The following is a 19754-nucleotide window of genomic DNA, read 5'->3' on the forward strand; positions in this document are numbered from 1 at the left end:
ATGAACTATCACCGTCAGGGAGTTGCGACTCCAATTCTCGTCGTTGGGTCAGTTGACCTGACGTGCCTGCTTAAGGGGTTTTTCCGATGGCGCTTGCGCTGATTGTCGCCTTGCCATTTCTTGGGTTGTTTCTGCCGGTGCTCGCCGATCGGCTTGGACGCTCGGCCTGTGCCGCGGCTGCGGCTATAGCGCCCATCGTGGCGCTGGTGCTGCTGTTCAGCTACCAGCCTGCGGTGTTCGCAGGCGAGGTGCTGCGGGTCAAACTGGAGTGGTTGCCGCACCTGGGGCTGAATCTCAGTCTGCGCCTCGATGGTCTGGGCTTTCTGTTTGCCCTGCTGATTCTCGGCATCGGCCTGCTGGTCATCCTCTACGCGCGCTATTACCTGGCCAAGACCGAGCCCATGGGGCGTTTCTTTGCCTTCCTGCTGCTGTTCATGGGCGCCATGCTCGGTGTGGTGCTGTCGGAAAACCTGCTGCTGATGCTGATGTTCTGGGAGCTGACCAGCCTGTCGTCGTTCCTGCTGATCGGCTTCTGGGGTTCGCGCTCCGATGCCCGCAAGGGCGCGCGCATGGCGCTGGCAATCACCGGTGGCGGTGGTCTGGCGTTGCTCGCCGGTATCCTGCTGATCGGCCACATCGCCGGTAGCTTCGAACTGTCTCAAGTGCTGGCCGCCGGCTACGCGATTCGCGCGCACGAGCTGTATCCGCTGGCGCTGGTGCTGGTGCTGCTGGGCGTGTTCACCAAATCGGCGCAATTCCCTTTCCATTTCTGGCTGCCGCACGCGATGGCGGCGCCGACACCGGTATCGGCGTATCTGCACTCGGCGACCATGGTCAAGGCCGGGGTCTTCCTGCTGGCGCGTCTGTACCCAGCGCTGGCCGGTTCCGAGTGGTGGTTCTACATCGTCAGCCTGACCGGCCTGGCCACCTTGCTGGTGGGCGCGGGCATGGCGCTATTCCAGCATGACCTGAAGGGCCTGCTGGCGTATTCGACCATCAGCCACCTGGGCCTGATCACCCTGCTGTTCGGCCTGGATACCCAGCTAGCGGCTGTGGCGGCGGTGTTCCACATCATCAACCACGCGACCTTCAAGGCTTCGCTGTTCATGGCTGCCGGCATCATCGACCACGAAACCGGTAGCCGCGACATGCGGCGAATAAACGGCTTGTGGAAGTACATGCCGCATACGGCGGTGCTGGCGATGGTGGCGGCTTCGGCCATGGCTGGCGTGCCGCTGCTCAATGGCTTTTTGAGCAAGGAGATGTTCTTCACCGAAACCTTGCACCAGCACCTGCTGGGCGGTTTCAACTGGGTGATTCCGGCTGCCGCGACCCTGGCCGGGGTGTTCTCGGTGGCCTATTCGCTGCGTTTCATTCACGACGTGTTCTTCAATGGCGAGCCGATCGACCTGCCCAAATATCCGCCGCACGAGCCGCCGCGCTACATGAAGGTGCCGGTCGAGGTGCTGGTGTTCCTCTGCCTGCTGGTCGGCATCGTGCCAGCCTACACTGTAGCGCCGTTGTTGGCCGCCGCCGCCGCTTCGACCTTGGGTGGCGAGCTGCCTGAGTACAGCCTGGCCATCTGGCACGGTTTCAACCTGCCGCTCCTGATGAGTTTCGTTGCGCTGTTCGGCGGGATCATCGTCTATGCCTGTCGCAAGCCGCTGTTCCGCTGGTATGAAGGTTTGCCCAACCTGGATGCCAAGGATGCCTTCGACCAGGTGGTGCGTTACTCGACGCGCTTGGCCGTGCGCATTACCGCGCTGCTGGAAAGTGGCTCGCAGCAGCGTTACCTGGCCTGGATGCTGGGCAGTGCACTGACCCTGGTGATCATTGCGCTGTCGCCGCTGGAGCAGTTGACTGGTAGCGTGGCGATGACACCGATCGATCCGCTGACAACCATCGGTATGTTGATTCTGATGCTGACTGCGGTGCTCACCGTGGTTTTCCACCGCCGCCGCCTGGTGGCGCTGATGATCCTCAGCGCCGCTGGTCTGATGGTGGCGCTGGCCTTCGCCCGCTTCTCCGCCCCGGATCTGGCGCTGACCCAGTTGTCGGTCGAGGTGGTGACCATCATCCTGCTGATGCTCACCCTGTACTTCATGACTGATCGCACCCCGGCGGAGTCGAGCAGCCTGCGCGGCCTGCGTGATCTGGTCCTGGCGCTGGGCAGCGGCACCATGGTGGCGATGCTGACCTACGCCGTGCTGACCCGTCCTTACCAGAGCATTTCCTCGTTCTTTCTTGAGAACAGCGTCTCCGGTGGCGGCGGTACCAACGTGGTCAACGTGATCCTGGTGGACTTCCGCGGCTTCGATACCCTGGGCGAGATCACCGTGCTGGCGATTGCTGCCATCGGTATCTACGCGCTGCTGCATGGCCTGCACCTGCCGCATCCGACCCACGACAAGAATGGTCGTCCATGGTCGACCGATGCGCATCCGATGATCCTCGACAACCTGGCGCGGGCCATGCTGCCGATGGCGCTGCTGATTTCGGCGTTCATCTTCCTGCGCGGGCACAACCTGCCGGGCGGCGGCTTCATCGCCGGCCTGATCACCTCGGTGGCGTTGATTCTGCAGTACATCTCCCATGGTGTGACCTGGACCCAGGAACGCCTGAAATTCAGCTATCACGCCACCGCCGGTTGGGGCGTGCTGATAGCCGGACTGACGGGTCTGGGCAGCTGGCTCTTCGGCTCGCCGTTCCTGACTTCGGCGTTCGGCCATTTCCATATTCCGCTGATCGGCGAAATTGAACTGGCTACCGCGATCCTCTTCGATCTTGGGGTATATCTGGCCGTTGTCGGTGCCACCCTGCTGATTCTTTCCAATATCGGCCATGTCAGTCAGGACGAGTCGTGCAAGGAGGTCATCTGATATGGAGGCAGTATTCGCAATCACCCTCGGGGTGCTGACTGCCAGCGGCGTGTACCTACTGCTAAGGGCGCGCATTTTCCCGGTAGTGATGGGGCTGACCCTGATCTCTTATGCAGTGAATCTGTTCATCTTCTCCACCGGCCGTCTCGGCACGGGTGTGCCGGCGGTGATCGGCAAGAGCGCCGAGTACGGTGACCCACTGCCGCAGGCGCTGGTGCTCACCGCCATCGTCATTGGCTTCGCCATGACCGCGTTCGTCGTGGTGTTGGCCCTGCGTGGCATGGGCGAACTGAAAACCGATCACGTCGATGGCGAGGAGCCGCGCGCATGAGTCACGCCATCATCCTCCCCATTCTGTTGCCGCTGTTCATCGGCGCGTTGTTGCTGGTCGGTCACGGCTGGTCGCGTGACGTGAAGCGGGGCATTTCCCTGGTCGGCTGCCTGGCGCTGCTGCCGGTGTGCCTGTATCTGGTGCTGTTGGCCGGTGAGGGGCAGTTGCAGGTCTATGCGCTGGGTAACTGGGTTGCGCCGTTCGGCATCATGCTGCTGCTCGACCGCTTCAACGCTGCGCTGCTGTTGCTCACCGCGCTGCTCGCCTGCTTCGCCCTGATCTACGCCTGCCGTGGCGACGATGAGCGTGGGCCGAACTTCCATGCGCTGTTCCAGTTTCAGTTGCTCGGCATCAACGGTGCATTCCTCACCGCCGACCTGTTCAACCTGTTCGTGTTCTTCGAGATCCTGCTGATCTCGTCGTATGCATTGCTGCTGCATGGCAACCGTGCCAATCAGGTCAAGGCCGGCGTGCACTACGTGGTGCTCAACCTGCTGGGCTCGTCGTTCTTCCTGATCGGCATCAGCCTGCTGTATGGACTGACCGGCACCCTGAACATGCCGGATCTGGCTGCGCGGGTGGCCAGCGCCGACGTTGCCGACGCGCCGCTGATCAAGGCGGCTGCCTACCTGCTGCTGATCGTTTTCGGTCTCAAGGCCGCCGTGCTGCCGCTGTGCTTCTGGCTGCCGCGCGCCTATGCCGCAGCGCCCGCTTCGGTGGCGGCGTTGTTCGCAATCATGACCAAGGTGGGCTTCTACGCCGTCGTTCGCGTGTTCACTCTGGTGTTCGGCGAAGAGGCCGGGCCGCTGGCCAATCTTGGCCATGAACTGCTCTGGTGGCTGGCCCTGCCGACCATTGCCTTCGGTGTGATTGGCGCTCTGGGAGCGCGACAGTTGCAGGCGTTGCTGGCCTATCTGGTGGTGGTCTCGGTGGGCACCCTGATGGCCGGTTTCGCTATGGGCAGCCCGGCGGCGCTGAGCGCGGCGCTCTACTACATGCTGCACAGCACGCTGATCAGTGCGGCGTTGTTCCTGCTGGCAGGCCTGGTGGTTGCCCAGCGTGACAGTGCCGGCGGCGACCTGCAGCAGGAGCGCGTGCTGCGCCAGCCGCTGGTGCTGGGCTGCATGTTCTTCTTCGCGTCGATTTCCGTGGCCGGGTTGCCGCCGTTCTCCGGGTTCCTCGGCAAGATGCTGCTACTGCGCGCCGCGGAGCCTGGCTGGCAAGCCTGGAGCCTGTGGCCGGTGGTGCTGATTGGCGGGCTGCTGACGCTGGTGGCGCTGAGCCGCGCTGGTACCAGTCTGTTCTGGTTGGGCCAGCAAACGGATGGCCAGCCCTCGACAGCCCAACCGGCTGACCGGGTGAGCCTCCTGGCAGCGCTTGGCCTGTTGCTGGCCAGCCCGCTGCTGATGATCGCCGCTGCTCCGATAATGGCGTATCTGGAGGCGGCTGCGGCGCAGTTGCTCGATCTGCAACCCTATCTGTCGATCATCGCCGGAGGTGCGGCATGAGGCGTTTCTTCCCCCATCCGCGGATGATGTTGCTATTGACGGTGCTCTGGCTGCTATTGGTCAACACCCTCAACCTGGGGCATATCCTGCTCGGGCTGTTTCTGGGCTGGTCGATCGTGCACCTGTGCGGCGATTTCCTGCTGACCGTGCCGAAAGTACGCAAGCCCCTGGGGTTGCTGCTGTTTATCGGCAAGGTGTTCTACGACATCGTGGTTGCCAATCTACAGGTGGTGAAACTGGTATTGGGGCCGAAATCGCGCCTCGAGCCGGCATTCGTCGAGGTACCGGTCGAGATCGAGGATGAGTTCGTGCTGTCGGCCCTGGCCTGCATCATTTCGCTGACCCCCGGCACGGTTTCTGCCGGCCTCAGCTCCGACCACAAGACACTGCTGCTGCACGGGCTCAACGTGCCGGATCGCGACGAGCTGATCGCCGAGGTCAAGAGTCGCTACGAAAAGCCGCTGCTGGAGATTTTCGAATGCTCGAGAACGTAGTCTTTCTGTGCATGGGCATCCTCACGCTGGCCATGCTGCTCAATGTCGCGCGTCTGGTCGAAGGGCCGAGCCTGGTGGATCGCGTACTGGCCCTGGATACCCTGTACATCAACGCGTTGGCGCTGATCGTGCTGTTCGGCATCTGGCTGGCATCGGATCTGTTCTTCGAGGCCGCGCTGCTGATCGCGGTGATGGGCTTCGTCGGCACGGTCGCAGTGGGTAAACACCTGCTGCACGGCGACATCATCGATTAAGAGGGAATGACCATGCCATTCTGGCTGGAACTGTTGATTTGCGCCTGCCTGATCCTGGGCAGCCTGTTCGCCCTGGTGGGTGCCATCGGGCTGTATCGGCTGCCGGATTTCTTCACGCGCCTGCACGGGCCGACCAAGGCCACGACGTTGGGCGTCGGCGCTACGCTGATCGCGTCGATGCTGTTCTTCGCGCACCACACCGGCAACCTCAGCCTGCACGAACTGCTGATTACCCTGTTTCTGTTCCTCACTGCACCGGTCAGTGCACATATCCTGTCCAAGGCCGCGATGCAGCAGAAGGTCGAGTTGACCGAGCGCACCCGTGGCCAGCCCTGGGACGACGATCACTGATCCACTGTCAGGCATTTCTCGCGCCTGGCTGTAGCTGTCGCCAGGTAATTGCCCGCTCTAGACTGCGCTCTTGAATCAGACGGCGTACTGCGTCAGGGGAGTCAGGAGATGAGCGAGCTGGTCATTCGTCAGGCCTGTGTCGAGGATATCGAGGCGCTCTGCGCGCTGATTTTCGAGCATGGGCCCAACCCCTGGAATCATCTGCCCGAAGCCGAGGTTCGTCAGCACCTGCAGGGTATTGCGGCAAATACGACCTTGGCCGTGCTGGCCGAGGAGCAGGGGCAACTGCTGGGGTTCGTCAGTTATCGCCTGACCCAGGATTTCGTCGCTCATCAACCTGCCGCGCGTGCCGGGCAGGTGCATGGCTATATCTGCGAAGCGGTGGTGCATCGCGATTGCGTCGGACGAGGATTGGGCGCGCGTCTTCTGCGCGAGGCCGTCACCGAGCTGTGGCGGCTGGACGTCAGCGATATCTATATCGATCGTCACGAAGAGAACGCGGCATCGGCGGGGATGATGCGCAAGGCCGGTTTCAGTGAGCTGCTGACCTATGCCGACCCGGCGCGTCGACCGAATGGTTCGCGGCGTTCGACCCTTTGTTGCCAGCGCCGCGAGGATCTTTGATGCTTCTGCGGCTGGGCGCTATCACGACTGACGGATATCCGTAGGGTGGGTTAGGCGCCTGTCACCTATCCTGATGAGCCTAAAAAATTCGTTGCGCCGTAACCCACCATTGGTGCAGCGCAGGACAATCGCCTGGTGGGTTACGCGGCGCACTGCAATGGCGGTGATCGGACATTCGCAGGCTTGGCGCCGCTAACCCACCCTACTAGGCTGCCCGAGATCCGTAGGGTGGGTTAGGCGTCTGTCACCTATCTTGATGAGCCCGCAAAGTCCGTTGCGCCGTAACCCACCATGGGCGCAGCGCAGGACAATCGCCTGGTGGGTTACGCGGCGCACTACGATGGCGGTGATCAGACATTCGCAGGTTTGGCGCCGCTAACCCACCCTACGGGGTGTGTGAGACGAAGGGGCTTAGCGATTCAACCCAAGCATGTCTTTGGCCACGGCCTCGGCCACGCGAATGCCGTCGACGCCAGCCGAAAGAATGCCGCCGGCGTAGCCGGCACCTTCACCGGCCGGATACAACCCCTTGAGATTCAGGCTCTGCAGGTCATCGCCACGGGTGATGCGCACCGGCGAGGAGGTGCGTGTCTCGATGCCGGTGAGCACCGCATCAGCCAGGTCGAAGCCCTTGATCTGCTTGCCGAAGGCCGGCAGCGCCTCGCGGATGGCTTCGATGGCGAAGTCCGGCAGCGAGGGCGCCAGATCGCCCAGTTTCACGCCCGGCTTGTAGGAGGGTTGCACTTCGCCGAGGGCGGTGGACGGCTTGCCTTTTATGAAGTCGCCGACCAGTTGTCCGGGCGCCTCGTAGTTGCGCCCGCCGAGCACGTAGGCGTGCGATTCCAGGCGTTCCTGCAGTTCCACACCGGCCAGCGGGCCATCCGGATAGTCCTGCTCGGGAGTGATGCCGACGACGATGCCGGCGTTGGCGTTGCGCTCGTTGCGCGAATACTGGCTCATGCCGTTGGTGACCACGCGCTCAGGCTCGGAGGTGGCGGCGACCACGGTGCCGCCTGGGCACATGCAGAAGCTGTAGACCGAGCGGCCGTTGCTGGCGTGATGCACGAGCTTGTAGTCGGCAGCGCCGAGTTTTGGGTGGCCGGCGTACTTGCCTAAGCGCGCGCGGTCGATCAGCGACTGCGGGTGTTCGATACGGAAACCGACCGAGAAGGGCTTGGCCTCCAGGTACACGCCATGGGCATGCAGCATGCGGAAGGTGTCGCGCGAGCTATGGCCGAGGGCCAGCACCACATGGCGGCTGAGCAACTGCTCGCCGCTCTCCAGCACCACGCCCGTGAGTTGGCCGTCTTCGATCAGCAGATCGCTGACGCGCTGCTGAAAGCGCACTTCGCCGCCGAGGGCCTTGATCTCCTCGCGCATGGTGGCGACCACGCCGGTCAGGCGGAAGGTGCCGATATGCGGCTTGCTGACGTAGAGGATCTCGTCCGGCGCGCCGGCCTTGACGAACTCCTGCAGTACCTTCCGCCCGTGGTGGTGAGGGTCCTTGATCTGGCTATACAGCTTGCCGTCGGAGAAGGTGCCAGCGCCGCCTTCGCCGAACTGCACGTTGGAGGTGGGGTCGAGCACGTTCTTGCGCCACAGGCCCCAGGTGTCCTTGGTGCGCTGACGCACTTCCTTGCCGCGCTCCAGCACGATGGGGCGCAGACCTGCCTGGGCCAGGATCAGCGCCGCGAAGATGCCGCAGGGGCCGAAACCGACCACGATCGGGCGTTCGTCCAACGGCGTTTCGGCCTTGCCGACCGGCTTGTAGGCGATGTCCGGTGCCGGGCCTACATGCTTGTCATCGCTCAGGCGAGCGAGCAACGCCGCCTCATCTTTCACCTCACAGTCGAGGGTGTAGATGAACGGCATGTCGCCGAACTTCTTGCGCGCATCGTAGCTGCGCTTGAACACGCTGAAAGCCAGCAGCTCGCTATCGGCGATGCCCAAGCGCTGGACGATGGCCGGGCGCAGCGCGTCCTCGGGGTGGTCGAGGGGCAGTTTCAGTTCGGTCAGGCGAAGCATGGGCAGTGTCCTGGTTGGCCGGTGGTGATCCGGCAAGGTGGAAAAAGCGGCGATTGTACGGGATTCACCGCCCGGATGGAGGAGGCCGGCATTATCGAACTACTGGCGGCTTTGCTCCGTTGAGCGTAGGTGAGCGATGTCTTGAGCGCTGCGCCAGTGCAGACAAACGGGCTGATCAGCCACGCTGACGTTCGATCGCGAGACCCCGAATGAACATCAAGGCAGCGCCCGCGCAGGCTGCTGTCGCGGCATAGACGATCACGGCTTGTGAGTCGAGGCTGTCGATGATCAGTCCTCCTAGAACCGCACCCGCAGCAATGGCGACCTGGAAGGTCGAGGACAGCAGGGCGCCAGCGCTTTCCGCGTGATCGGCGGCGGCGCGCGCGTTCCAGATCGAGATCGATACCGGGAAGGCGCCGAAGGCGAAGCCCCATAGCGCAATCGCGACGAAGGCAACGTCGGCCTGTGTGCCGAACAGGATCAGCGTGAGTGCAACGGCAGCGATCAGGAACGAGCAACTGCTGACTGCCCAGGCTGGACTGCGCGCGGCGACGGCGCCGCCGGCAAGGTTGCCGAAAAAGCCGCAGACACCGAAGGCCAGCAAGGCAAGCGAGACGGTCGCGACATCCAGGCGGGGAACCTCCTCGAGGAAGGGGCGAATGAAGGTCAGAGCGGCGAAGTGCCCGGAAATGACCAGCAGCCCGGTGCCGATACCGACGACGACTGCACGCCGCGTCAGCGCTGCCTTGAAGGACGCCAGGCCCGGTGCTGCCGTGGCCGGCAGTTTGGGCAAGGTCAGCATCTGGATCGCCAGCGCCACCACGCCAATGCCGGACGCGGCCAGGAAAGTTGCCTGCCAGCCCCACAGTTCTCCCAGGTAGGCACCCAGCGGGGCAGCGAAGATGGTTGCGAGCGAGATGCCCATCATGATGATCGAGATGGCACGCGGCACCTTGTCCGGGGGCACCAGGCGCAGGGCGAGCGCTGCCATCATGGCCCAGAAGCTGCCGAGGGCGAAGCCCAGCAGCCCACGCGCGATCAGCAGTACCGTGATGTTTGAGGCATAGGCCGAAAGGATGCAGGAGAACACCAGCATGCCCATCAACCCCCAGACGATCTTCTGCCGATCCAGGCGGCCCGAGAACAGCACCACCAGCGGCCCGGCGAATGCGGCAACCACGGCGGTGGCGGTGATGGCCTGGCCCACCGCACCGTTGGATACGCCCAGGTCGGCGGCCATCGGCGTCAGCAGGCTGATCGGCAGGAATTCCGCCGTGACCAGGCAGAAGGCGCCCAGGGCAAGAGAGATGACGGCCCACCAAGCAGCAGACATGGATCTGGTGTCAGCAGCAGATGAATCGGTATGGGACATGATGGAATCCTTCATTTTCGTCTCCCGGTAGCTCAGCCGAACTGCACCAGTTCGAGCGAGGGCAACGGCCCACCGGGGAATTGCGTCAGGCGCCCACCTTCGGCCAGTTCGCCAAGGTCGATAGCGGCGAAACCCAGCTCATCGATCAGTGCGCTGACCTGGTTTTTCGCGCGATTGTCGTCACCCGCCAGGAACAGCACACGCCGGCCGCCGCGCTCGGCGGGATCGGCGATGAGCAGTCTGGGGTTCAGGTGATTGAACGCCTTCACTACATGGGCGCCCGGCACCAGGTCGGCAAACACTTCGCTTGAGGTGCGGCCATGCAGATCGATAGGGTTGAACAGCGGCGCTTCGATCGGGTTATTGCTGTCGATGACGACACGCCCGGCGAAGTCCGCAAGCCCAGACAGCGCGGCTGGCAGCTTCGACCAGTTCACCGCGACCAACACGATGGGCTGCGCTGCCGCCTGTTCACGGGTGCCGGCACGGATGCTCGGGCCGATGGATTGTACCAAGGCTTGCAGGCTCTCTGGCCCGCGGCTGTTGGACAGGATGGCCGGGATGTTGCGGCGTGCCAGGGCCCGGGCGAAGGCCGCGCCGATATGGCCGGCACCGATGATGCCGATGGAGGGCAATTTGCTCATGCTGGGATTCCTTGAGGCCTTAGGTGTCGGAATACTGTGGGGCAGGCTGACTGGCCTGCCCCGGCATACTCAGGAGGTCAACCCGCCGTCAGCGAGGATGTCCGCACCAGTGATGAACGAGGCTTGCGGGCTGGCGATGAATGCCACGAGGCTGGCAATTTCGTGTGGCTCTCCATAGCGACCCACTGCCATGCGGGGAGTCAGAAGCTGGGCAACCTCGCTATCGGCCGGGTTCATGTCGGTGTTCACTGGGCCTGGGTGGATGCTGTTGACCGTGATACCGCGTGGCCCCAGATCATGTGCCAGGCTGCGGTTGAAGCCGGCGACGGCGCCTTTGGTCAGGCTGTATGCGGCAAGTCCGGGCACACCTGCGTACTTGGTGACCGAGCTGGCTATGTGGATGACGCGACCGCCTGCCTGCATGTGCCTTACCGCCTCCTGGGTGGCGACGAATACACCGGTCACGTTGACCGCGAGCAGCTTCTGGTAATCCTCGAAGCTGGTTTCTTCGAACTGGCTGAACACGCCGATACCGGCGTTATTCACCAGAATGTCGAGGCCCCCGAACGCCTCTACCGTCTTCGCGACGGCGGCGCGCACGGCCTCGGGGTCGGCTGCGTTGGCCTGGATCGCCAGCACGCGACCGCCTGCCGATTCGATCTCGACGGCGACTTCTTTGGCCTGTTGGGGCGAGCCGTTGTAGGTGAAGGCAACCTGCGCGCCGTCGGCGGCCAGGCGTTTGGCGATAGCTGCGCCGATAGAGCGAGATCCGCCAGTTACGAGAGCCGTTTTGCCGGCCAGAGGAAGGGGGTGGGAAGAAATTACGTTGCTCATGGTTCACTCCGTTTGATTGCCGATACATTCGGTGGAGTGACTATCGCGTTTTCATTCTTCTTTGATTAGCGGCTAATCATTTGGATTATCTTCAAGTATCTATTTAAGATCGCGCCATGGAAACGCTCACCAATCTTGAATCCTTCGTACGCAGTGCCGAGAGTGGCAGCTTCTCGGCGGCAGCGCGCCGGCTTGCGCTCACGCCGGCAGCGGTCAGCCGCAACGTCGCCATGCTGGAGCGCAACCTGGGTGTACGGCTGTTCCAGCGTTCGACACGCAAGCTGACGCTGACCGAGGCGGGCGAGTCTTTCTTGGCTGCGGTTGGCGGCAATCTGGAGTCATTGCAGAACGCCATTGCAGCGGTATCAGCCGATGATGGCCAGCCGGCTGGTGTGCTCAAGATCAGCGTGGCGCCGTCCTTCGGGATCGGTTACCTGCTGCCTTTGTTGCCCGAGTTCCTGCAGCGCTATCCCCGCGTCCGCCCTGAATGGCATTTCGAGAACCGTACGGTCGACCTGATCGCCGAAGGCTACGATGCCGCCATCGGTGGCGGTTTCGAGTTGGCCAGCGGTGTGGTCGCCCGCACACTGGCGCCGCTGCACGTCATTGCCTTTGCCTCTCCCGCTTACCTGGCTCGGCACACGTTGCCAGCCGATCCATCAGGTCTGATCGATCTGGACTGCATCGTCATGCGTTCGCTGTCGTCGGGTCGTATCCGTACCTGGAACATGCGCAATGCGCAGGGCGATGAAGTGATCGCGACGATGCGCGAGACCGTGGTGGTCAACGATCCAACTGCCGTGCGAGAGGCCGCGCGGCTGGGCCTGGGGGTGGCGATGCTTGCCGTACCCGATGTACTGCCCGAGCTGGAGTCGGGGGAGCTGGTGCGGGTGTTGCCGCGCTGGTGGGCGGATGCCGGCGCGTTGTCGCTGTATTACCCCAGTCGCCAGTTGATGCCGGGCAAGACGCGCAGCTTCATCGACTTCGTGGTCGAGGCTTTCCAGCGCGAAGACTATGCACGGCGTTTTGCCGGGAGTTTGGGCTAGCTGAACGGTTCGTGCCGGTGCAGCCACTCAGCGTCACCGGCATGACTGATGGTCAATTACGCATGGCGCCGAAATGCGCGCAGCCACGTAGCACCTGGCCGTCGAGGCGCAGTTCGGCGCTGAGGTGATTGACCGTGCCGCTCATGCTGTCGACGCAGCGCTGCGGCGCCACCCACAGATCCAGACGCTGGCCGTTGGCTTCGCTGCTGAAATTCAGGCGGCCATCCGGTAGTTGCTCTTCCAGGTAGGGCAGGGCCAGTGGTTCCTGCTCGGGACGATTGAGTACCAGGCCCTTGCTGCCGACTTCCAGTTGCCAGAACGGCTCGTTGCCGCTGGCGCGCAGGGCCAGGCGTTTGAAGTTGAGGTCGTCGCAGCCATGCCCCTCACCTTGCAGGCGATAGATCTGGCTGACCTCGAAGCGACCGTCGTTGCCTTTGCCCTGGCTGCCGCCCAGGCGACCGGCCAGATCGGCGAACAGGCTGGCCTGGCCATCACTGCCGAGCTGCATGACTTCGCGCTCGATACTGGTGCTGCCGCCATCGATCAGCACGAAGCGGCGCTGTTCCTGGCAGGGGGTGAGGACCAGTTGACCATTTTCAACCTGGACTTGACCCTGCAGGCGGGTGGCCGGAGGTGGGCCTTCCGGCTTGCCGGTGTAGACCTGGCAGGCGGCCAGGAGCGGGAGGAGGGCGACGCTGGTAAGCAGGGAGCGGGTGATGGACATGGGTCTCTCCAGATACGAGCGGCCACCATAGCCACAGCGCGACCTCGGCTCAAGCCGTGAGCATGAAAGTCGCGCAGCGACGCCCTCCCTGCTGTCCTTCTCCCTCTGGGAGAAGGTGGCGCGAAGCGCCGGATGAGGGGGCATACCACGCAGGCTTTCATTGTTCGGCTGCTGTTGCAGCATGCCCCGGCTTTGACTGAGCCGCGCGAGTACGGCCTAATTCGCCCGTCCATAAGCCGTCGAGCACCTTCTGCAATGCCCAGCCCCGCCATGCGCCCCAGCACGCTTCATTTGCCCCAGGGCGACTGGGCGACGGTGCTCGATTGCCTGTGCGATCACTTTCCCGCCATCGATCGCGTTACCTGGCTGCAGCGTATGGCGCGTGGTCGGGTGCTGGATGCGGCGGGCACGCCCATCGACGCCACGCATCCCTATCGGGCTGGTCTCAAGGTGCGCTATTTCCGTGAAGTGCCGAATGAGACGCCAATTCCTTTCGTCGAACAGGTGCTGTGGCAGGACGAGCACCTGCTGGTCGCCGACAAACCGCATTTTCTGCCGGTGATGCCTGCCGGTGAGTACGTCGAGCAGACCCTGCTGGCACGCCTGATCAAGCGCACCGGCAATCCTGACCTGGTGCCGATCCACCGCATCGACCGACTGACGGCCGGCCTGGTGTTGTTCTCGGTCAACCCGGCCAGTCGTGGCCAGTATCAGGCGCTGTTTCGCCAGCGTGCGGTGGAGAAACGCTACGAGGCTATCGCTCCGGCATTGGCGCAGTTGGAGTTTCCCTACCTGCATCGTTCGCGCATGGTCGACGGTGAGCCGTTCTTTCGCATGCAGGAAGTCGCAGGCGAGACCAACAGCGAAACGTGCATCGAGGTGCTGGAGCGCCGTGGTGAGCTTTGGCGCTATGGGCTGTCGCCGGTGACCGGACGCAAGCATCAGCTGCGCGTGCATCTGTCCGGGCTCGGCGCGCCTATCGTCGGCGACGATTTCTATCCGCTGCTGCGGGAGTCGCGCAATCTGCCGGATGACTACAGCAAGCCGCTCAAACTGCTGGCGCGCGGCTTGCGCTTCGTCGATCCGCTCAGCGGGCAGATGCGTGAGTTTGATAGCCAGCTGCAGCTGCAGTGGTAGCGCTGGTGCGCATGGCGCACCCTACGGAGCGGCGAGTCGTACGTCGTCGCGTAGGGCGTACTCGCGAAACAGTACGCCGCAGGGGTGTCGCAAGCTCGCAGCCCAACCGGCGGACTGTTCGCTGGCGCTGCGAGCGGCCGGCGTTCCGGTCCGCCCTACGCGTGGCTCTTGCACCAGAGCTTGAATAAGGGTTCTGCCAGGAACATCACCAGAAACAGCCGTAGCACCTGCAATGCAGTCACCAGCGCTACCGACAGCTGCAAGGCTTCGGCGGTCAGACACAGCTCGGTGATGCCGCCCGGCATCATGCCCAGCATCAGCGACAGGTGGTCTTCGCCGGCCAACCAACCAAGGGCTTCGCCGAGCACGGCAGCGGCGAGCATCGCCAGCAAGGTGAAGGCCAGCACGCGGGCGAGAAAACCCGGTGCACTGCGGAAGAAGGCGCGATCGAAGTGACAGCCCAGGGCGCAACCAATCAGCCACTGGCCGAGCTGGCCGAGGCCTGGCGGCAGGCCCAGATGCAGGTCGAAGCCGGCGCTGGCAACGGCGCAGACAGTCAGTGGGCCGAGCATCCAGGGGTTGGGTTGTTTGAGTCGGCCCCAGAGCATTGCTAGTAGAGCGCCAGCGGCGAGCAGGCCGATCAGCCAGGTCCAGTCCACCGGCGCGCGAGTCGGCGCGCTGACGGCGGGCAGGCCCCAGGTGAACAGCGCCGGAATCAGCAGCACCACCAGCAGCAGACGCAGGCTGTGCGCCGCTGCCACTCTTGCGGGTTGGGCATCGTGACGCAGGGCCAGGTTGACCATCTCGCTGGCGCCGCCAGGCATGCTGGCGAAGAAGGCAGTGGCGCGGTCGACGCCAGCACGGCGCAGGATGGCAATGCCGATCAGGCTCAGCAGCAGCGTGCCGAAGGCGCCCATCACGATCACGGGCAAGTGGCTGAGCACCTGTTCCAGCACGTCGCTGGTGAAGTGCAGGCCGATGCCGCTGGCGACCAACCATTGGCCGGCCTTGCGCCCGCCCGGCAGTTCACTGAAGGCGCGATTGGCCAGGCAGCGCACAACGATTACCGCCAACAACGAGCCGACCATCCACGGCAAAGGCCAGCCGGCGAGGCTGGCCAGGTAACCGCCGACCACTCCGGCCAGCGGCGTTACCCAAAGATCACGCGGCAGTGGCATCAGCCCCAGCCTTGATCTGCTTGCGTCGACGCATCCAGCGGATGCCCGGCAGGGCCAGCATCAGTACAACAAGCGCCCACAGTACCAGAGTGATCGGGCTGCCCCAGAGGATGCCCAGCTCACCAGCGGAGATCGACAGGGCGCGACGCAGGTTGTCCTCCATCATTTCGCCCAGCACGAAGCCGAGGATCACCGCCGAGAGCGGGAAGTCCAGCTTGCGCAGGATATAGCCGAACACACCGAGGCCGATCATCAGCACCAGGTCGAAGGTGGTGCTGTGCACTGCGTACACGCCGACCATGCTGATCACGGTGATGGCGGGCACCAGCACCCAGTTCGGCACGCTGAGCATGCGTGAGAACAGGCCGACCAGCGGGATGTTCATCACCAGCAGGATGACGTTACCGATGAACAGCGAGGCGATCAGGCCCCAGACCACATCTGGCTGCTGTTCGAACAACAGTGGGCCAGGGGTGATGTTGTACAGCGTCAGTGCGCCGATCATCACCGCGGTGGTGCCCGAGCCGGGTACACCGAGTGTCAGCATCGGGATCAGCGAACCGCAGGCCGAAGCGTTGTTGGCCGACTCGGGAGCCGCAACGCCGCGCAGGTCACCGTCGCCGAACTTGCCGCTTTCACCGGCCAGGCGTTTTTCGGTCATGTAGGTCATGGCGCTGGCGATGGTTGCACCGGCACCAGGCAGTACGCCAATCACGAAACCGGCAAGCGAGCTGCGAATCATGGTCCAGAAGGTGAAGCAGTATTCCTTGAAGTTGAACAGCACGCGGCCGCTGGTTTTCACGGCTTTCTGGCCGTTGTGGGTGTTTTCCAGCATCAGCAGAATTTCGCTGACACTGAAGAAGCCGATGACCACGATGACGAACTGGATGCCGTCGGACAGGCTGACGCTGTCGAAGGTGAAGCGGTATACCCCCGTAGTGGAGTCCACCCCGACCGTGGCCAGGGCCAGGCCGATCAGGGCCGAGAGCAGGGTCTTGACCGGCTTGTCGCCGACCATGCCACCGAGGCAGGCAATGGCGAAGATCATCAGCACGAAGTACTCGGCCGGACCGAAGGCCACTGCCCATTTCGCCAGGAGCGGCGCGAACAGCACCACGCCGCAGGTGGCGATCATGCTGCCGGTGAAGGAGCTGACCGCCGACAACGACAGGGCGATACCCGCTTTGCCCTGACGTGCCAGCGGGTAGCCGTCGAGGGTGGTCATCACGGCAGCGGCATCGCCAGGCACGTTGAGCAGAATGGCGGAGATACGTCCGCCGTATTCGCAGCCCAGGTAGACGGCGGCGAGCAGAATCAGTGCGGTTTCCGGCGGCAGGCCAAGGGCGAAGGCCAGTGGCAGCAGCAGGGCTACGCCGTTGATCGGGCCCAGGCCTGGCAACAGGCCGACGATGGTGCCGACGAAGGCACCGAACAATGCAACCAGCAGGTTGGTCGGCCGGGTGGCGACGTCAAAGCCCTGCATCAGAAAATGTAATGTTTCCATCTCAGCTCTCCACCAACGCTTCGAACACGCCCAGTGGCAGCGGAACGTCTAGCGCATAATCGAACAAGGCATACAGCAGCACGCCCATCAGGACGCCGCTAATCAGGCACGGCAGCACACGACCCGTAAACAGCAGGCCCAGCACGAAAACCGCCACAGCCGTGCTCAGAACGAAACCCAGGGGCTCGAACAGCAGGGCGTAGGCCAGCAGGGTGAGAATGCACAGGCCGCTGCGCAGCACGGCATGGCGGCTGAGCGTCTCGGTGTCCGCACCGGGTTTGAACACCAGCCAGGCAGCGCCAGCACCCATTAGCGCCAGCAGCAGCAGCGGGTAGGCGCGCGGGCCAACCGGGTCATAGGCGAAGGGAGCCTGGAAGCCCCAGGCGATAACGGCGAGACAGGCGCACAACAGCAGCCAGATCGCAGCGAACAGGCGAACGTACATAGCAATGGTCTCTTGCGTAGGGACAGGATCGAACGGCGGTGCAGTTCAATGGCGGGTTCGGTATCGGGCGACGCCGAACCCGCTGATGCATTTATTCCTGCATCAGGCCGAATTCACTGGCCAGGGTCTTGTACTCAGCGACCTGCTTGAACACCAGGGCCTTGAGTTCATCACCGGTCACCGACAGCGGCAGCAGGTCACGCTGTTCGCGCAGCTTGGCGAACTCTTCGCTGGCCAGCAGGGTATCGAACTGCTGTTTCCACCAGTCGAACTGCTCGTCGCTGACTTCCGGGCCCATGTAGAAGCCGCGGATCACCGGCCAGGTGATGTCGTAACCCTGCTCTTTGGCGGTCGGGATTTCGGCCAGCTTGCCTGGCAGACGCTCATCGGAGAGCACCGCGAGGATGCGCACTTTTTTCGCTTCCAGCTGCGGAGTGACTTCGCCCAGGCCGCTGCTGGTGACCTGCACATGGCCGCCAAGCATGGCGGTGAGGGTTTCACCACCGCCTTCGAAGGCGACATAACGCAGGTTTTTCGGGTCGATCCCGGCCAGGCGGGCGATCAGCGCGGTCTGCATCCAGTCCTGCCCACCGATGGTAGCGCCGGCGCCGAAGACGATGCTGGACGGATCCTTTTTCAGAGCCTGGACCAGGTCATCGAGGTTCTTGTAGGGCGAGTCGTCGCGTACGGTGATTGCGCCGTAGTCGGTACCGACTGCGGCCAGCCAGCGTACGGCGTTCTCGTCATAACGACCGAATTTGCCCTGGGCCAGGTTCAGCAAGGAACCGCTGGAGAAGGCGGTGATGGTGCCAGGATCCTTGGCGCGCTGGGCGACCACGGCGTTATAGGCTACGGCACCGACGCCGCCCGGCATGTAGGTGACTCGCATCGGCGCCTTGAGCAGACCTTCATCCTTGAGGCCGCTCTGGGCCAGCTTGCAGGTCAGGTCGAAACCACCACCGGGCTTGGCCGGGGCGATGCATTCGGGGCGCTTGGGTTCGGCAGCCAGCAACTGACTGGCAAAGGCCAGGCAGGCAGTCGCCAGTGCGGCGCGGGTCAGGACAGATTTCATGAGTGATTCCTCGCGAGTCTTGTTGTTGTTTACCAGATCGGCAGGGTGTAGCCGACGATGACACGGTTCTCGTCCGCGTCGCGGGCGAAGTCGGAGCGGAAACTGGCGTTGCGCACACGCACGTAGAGGTCCTTGAGTGGGCCGGCCTGCACCACGTACTTGAGCTCGATGTCGCGTTCCCATTCGCCGCCACGCTCGTCGGAGCCGGCAACACGAGCGTCATCGCCACGGATGTAGCGGGTCATGAAGGTCAGGCCGGGAACCCCGATGCTGGCGAAGTTGTAATCGTAGCGGGCCTGCCAGGAACGTTCGTCGGCGTTGGCGAAGTCATTGATCTGCACGAAGTTGACCAAAAACGGATCGCTGCCATCGATGTAGGCAAAGCCGGTGTCGCCGCTCATGTCCTGGAAGCCCAGGCCGAACTTGTGGCTACCCAGGCCGTAGCTGACCATGGCGTTGAAGGCCTGGTTGTCGACCTTACCGGCGTTGGCCGCGCCGCTGTCACGACTGACGATATAACGCACGTCGCTGCTCAGGGTGCCCGCACCGATCTTGTGGCTGCTCAGCAGACCGAAGAAATGCTGGCGATAGATGTCATCCAGATCGGCAAAGTAGTAACGGCCGGTGAAACCGGGAGCGAACTTGTAGTCGACGCCGGCCAGGTCCAGGTGGTCGGCTTCGACGCCGGAGGCGAAGCGGCGGTTCTTGGCGTTGAGCACCATCTCTTCGGAGTTGGTCGAAGCGCGGTCGATGACCTTGTCCAGGCGGCCACCGGTGAAGGTCAGGCCTTCCAGTTCGGAGGAGGTCAGCAGGCCGCCCTCGAACACCTGCGGCAGCAGGCGGCTGTCACTGGCCTTGACCACCGGCAGCTCCGGCACGTGCGAGCCGTAGCGCAGTTCGGTGGCAGAGACCTTGACCTTGCCGGTCAGACCCAGGCGGCTGAATTCGTCGGCGGAGCGATCATCATCATGTACGGGCAGCAGGTCGGTGCCGGTGCGGCCGCGACCGGAGTCGAGCTTGAGGCCGAGCAGGCCCATGGCGTCGACACCGAAACCGACGGTGCCTTCGGTGAAGCCGGACTGCAGATCGAGGCGAAAGCCCTGACCCCATTCCTCTCGCTTGTTCTGACCCGGATCTTCGCGGAAGTCGCGATTGAAATAGATGTTGGTAGCGGTGAGGCTGGCGCTGCTGTCTTCGATGAAGGCGGCGTTGGCGAGGGGGGCAGCGCCGGTAGCGGCGATGGCCAGGCAGAGCAGGCGGACAGGCGGCAGGGCCTGGCGTGAGGCTGCGAGCATCATGTGGTCTCCGTTTTTGTTCTTGTCGCCACCTGGC

General features: G+C 63.5%; 19 protein-coding genes. 9 read left to right on the forward strand and 10 right to left on the reverse strand.

The window, feature by feature from the left end; all coding sequences use genetic code 11:
- Positions 1 to 86: 86 nt before the first annotated feature.
- The 7 genes from BLT86_RS01510 to BLT86_RS01540 all read left to right on the forward strand — a co-directional run bounded on the left by BLT86_RS01510 (position 87) and on the right by BLT86_RS01540 (position 6441).
- On the forward strand, positions 87 to 2879 hold the full coding sequence (locus BLT86_RS01510; protein WP_017677795.1) for a monovalent cation/H+ antiporter subunit A: 2793 nt from the start codon (positions 87 to 89) through the stop codon (positions 2877 to 2879).
- 1 nt (position 2880) lies between these two features.
- Positions 2881 to 3210, forward strand: coding sequence for a Na+/H+ antiporter subunit C (locus tag BLT86_RS01515; RefSeq protein WP_017677794.1), 330 nt, complete (start codon positions 2881 to 2883; stop codon positions 3208 to 3210).
- On the forward strand, positions 3207 to 4718 hold the full coding sequence (locus BLT86_RS01520; RefSeq protein ID WP_017677793.1) for a monovalent cation/H+ antiporter subunit D: 1512 nt from the start codon (positions 3207 to 3209) through the stop codon (positions 4716 to 4718). Before BLT86_RS01515 ends, BLT86_RS01520 begins: the two co-directional genes overlap by 4 nt.
- Positions 4715 to 5212, forward strand: a complete 498-nt coding sequence (locus BLT86_RS01525; RefSeq protein WP_021488452.1) for a Na+/H+ antiporter subunit E — start codon at positions 4715 to 4717, stop codon at positions 5210 to 5212. Before BLT86_RS01520 ends, BLT86_RS01525 begins: the two co-directional genes overlap by 4 nt.
- Entirely contained in the window at positions 5197 to 5466 is a 270-nt protein-coding gene (locus BLT86_RS01530) for a K+/H+ antiporter subunit F (protein WP_017677791.1), read from the forward strand. Before BLT86_RS01525 ends, BLT86_RS01530 begins: the two co-directional genes overlap by 16 nt.
- 12 nt (positions 5467 to 5478) lie before the next feature.
- Positions 5479 to 5817 (forward strand): Na+/H+ antiporter subunit G, encoded by a 339-nt coding sequence (locus BLT86_RS01535; RefSeq protein WP_026088651.1) that lies wholly within the window; start codon positions 5479 to 5481, stop codon positions 5815 to 5817.
- Between the two features lie 108 nt (positions 5818 to 5925).
- Positions 5926 to 6441 carry a GNAT family N-acetyltransferase gene (locus BLT86_RS01540; protein ID WP_017677789.1) on the forward strand — a complete coding sequence of 172 codons (516 nt, stop codon included), beginning with the start codon at positions 5926 to 5928 and terminating at the stop codon, positions 6439 to 6441.
- A 411-nt stretch (positions 6442 to 6852) separates the two neighbouring features.
- On the opposite strand, the gene BLT86_RS01545 is transcribed toward BLT86_RS01540, so the two are convergent.
- The 4 genes from BLT86_RS01545 to BLT86_RS01560 all read right to left on the reverse strand — a co-directional run bounded on the left by BLT86_RS01545 (position 6853) and on the right by BLT86_RS01560 (position 11316).
- Positions 6853 to 8466 (reverse strand): NAD(P)/FAD-dependent oxidoreductase, encoded by a 1614-nt coding sequence (locus BLT86_RS01545; RefSeq protein WP_017677788.1) that lies wholly within the window; start codon positions 8464 to 8466, stop codon positions 6853 to 6855.
- Positions 8467 to 8641: 175 nt separating this feature from the next.
- On the reverse strand, positions 8642 to 9838 hold the full coding sequence (locus BLT86_RS01550; RefSeq protein WP_231976573.1) for an MFS transporter: 1197 nt from the start codon (positions 9836 to 9838) through the stop codon (positions 8642 to 8644).
- Positions 9839 to 9870: 32 nt separating this feature from the next.
- Complete coding sequence (locus BLT86_RS01555) at positions 9871 to 10473, reverse strand: NADPH-dependent F420 reductase (protein WP_026088650.1); 603 nt, start codon at positions 10471 to 10473, stop codon at positions 9871 to 9873.
- A 78-nt stretch (positions 10474 to 10551) separates the two neighbouring features.
- On the reverse strand, positions 10552 to 11316 hold the full coding sequence (locus tag BLT86_RS01560; RefSeq protein ID WP_017677785.1) for a 3-oxoacyl-ACP reductase family protein: 765 nt from the start codon (positions 11314 to 11316) through the stop codon (positions 10552 to 10554).
- 116 nt (positions 11317 to 11432) lie between these two features.
- Here BLT86_RS01560 and BLT86_RS01565 point away from each other — a divergent pair, with 116 nt between their 5' ends.
- Positions 11433 to 12362 (forward strand): LysR family transcriptional regulator, encoded by a 930-nt coding sequence (locus BLT86_RS01565; protein WP_017677784.1) that lies wholly within the window; start codon positions 11433 to 11435, stop codon positions 12360 to 12362.
- Between the two features lie 52 nt (positions 12363 to 12414).
- Here BLT86_RS01565 and BLT86_RS01570 read toward each other — a convergent pair whose 3' ends face one another.
- Positions 12415 to 13086 carry a COG3650 family protein gene (locus tag BLT86_RS01570; protein ID WP_017677783.1) on the reverse strand — a complete coding sequence of 224 codons (672 nt, stop codon included), beginning with the start codon at positions 13084 to 13086 and terminating at the stop codon, positions 12415 to 12417.
- Positions 13087 to 13341: 255 nt separating this feature from the next.
- Between BLT86_RS01570 and BLT86_RS01575 the strand changes: the two genes are divergently transcribed.
- Complete coding sequence (locus BLT86_RS01575; RefSeq protein ID WP_017677782.1) at positions 13342 to 14223, forward strand: pseudouridine synthase; 882 nt, start codon at positions 13342 to 13344, stop codon at positions 14221 to 14223.
- Positions 14224 to 14378: 155 nt separating this feature from the next.
- Here the strand turns inward: BLT86_RS01575 and BLT86_RS01580 are convergent, their stop codons facing one another.
- From BLT86_RS01580 to BLT86_RS01600, 5 genes are all read right to left on the reverse strand, one after another.
- Positions 14379 to 15401: an AbrB family transcriptional regulator gene (locus tag BLT86_RS01580; protein ID WP_017677781.1), complete on the reverse strand. Its 1023-nt coding sequence runs from the start codon at positions 15399 to 15401 to the stop codon at positions 14379 to 14381.
- A complete protein-coding gene (locus BLT86_RS01585; protein WP_092374327.1) occupies positions 15385 to 16905 on the reverse strand; it encodes a tripartite tricarboxylate transporter permease in 1521 nt (506 codons plus the stop codon). Before BLT86_RS01585 ends, BLT86_RS01580 begins: the two co-directional genes overlap by 17 nt.
- Position 16906: 1 nt before the next feature.
- Positions 16907 to 17350: a tripartite tricarboxylate transporter TctB family protein gene (locus BLT86_RS01590; RefSeq protein ID WP_017677779.1), complete on the reverse strand. Its 444-nt coding sequence runs from the start codon at positions 17348 to 17350 to the stop codon at positions 16907 to 16909.
- Positions 17351 to 17441: 91 nt separating this feature from the next.
- On the reverse strand, positions 17442 to 18422 hold the full coding sequence (locus tag BLT86_RS01595) for a Bug family tripartite tricarboxylate transporter substrate binding protein (protein WP_017677778.1): 981 nt from the start codon (positions 18420 to 18422) through the stop codon (positions 17442 to 17444).
- Between the two features lie 29 nt (positions 18423 to 18451).
- On the reverse strand, positions 18452 to 19717 hold the full coding sequence (locus BLT86_RS01600; protein WP_055987538.1) for an OprD family porin: 1266 nt from the start codon (positions 19715 to 19717) through the stop codon (positions 18452 to 18454).
- Between the last annotated feature and the right edge of the window lie 37 nt (positions 19718 to 19754).

Origin of the sequence: Pseudomonas sihuiensis (assembly GCF_900106015.1) — a bacterium.
Classification (GTDB): domain Bacteria; phylum Pseudomonadota; class Gammaproteobacteria; order Pseudomonadales; family Pseudomonadaceae; genus Aquipseudomonas; species Aquipseudomonas sihuiensis.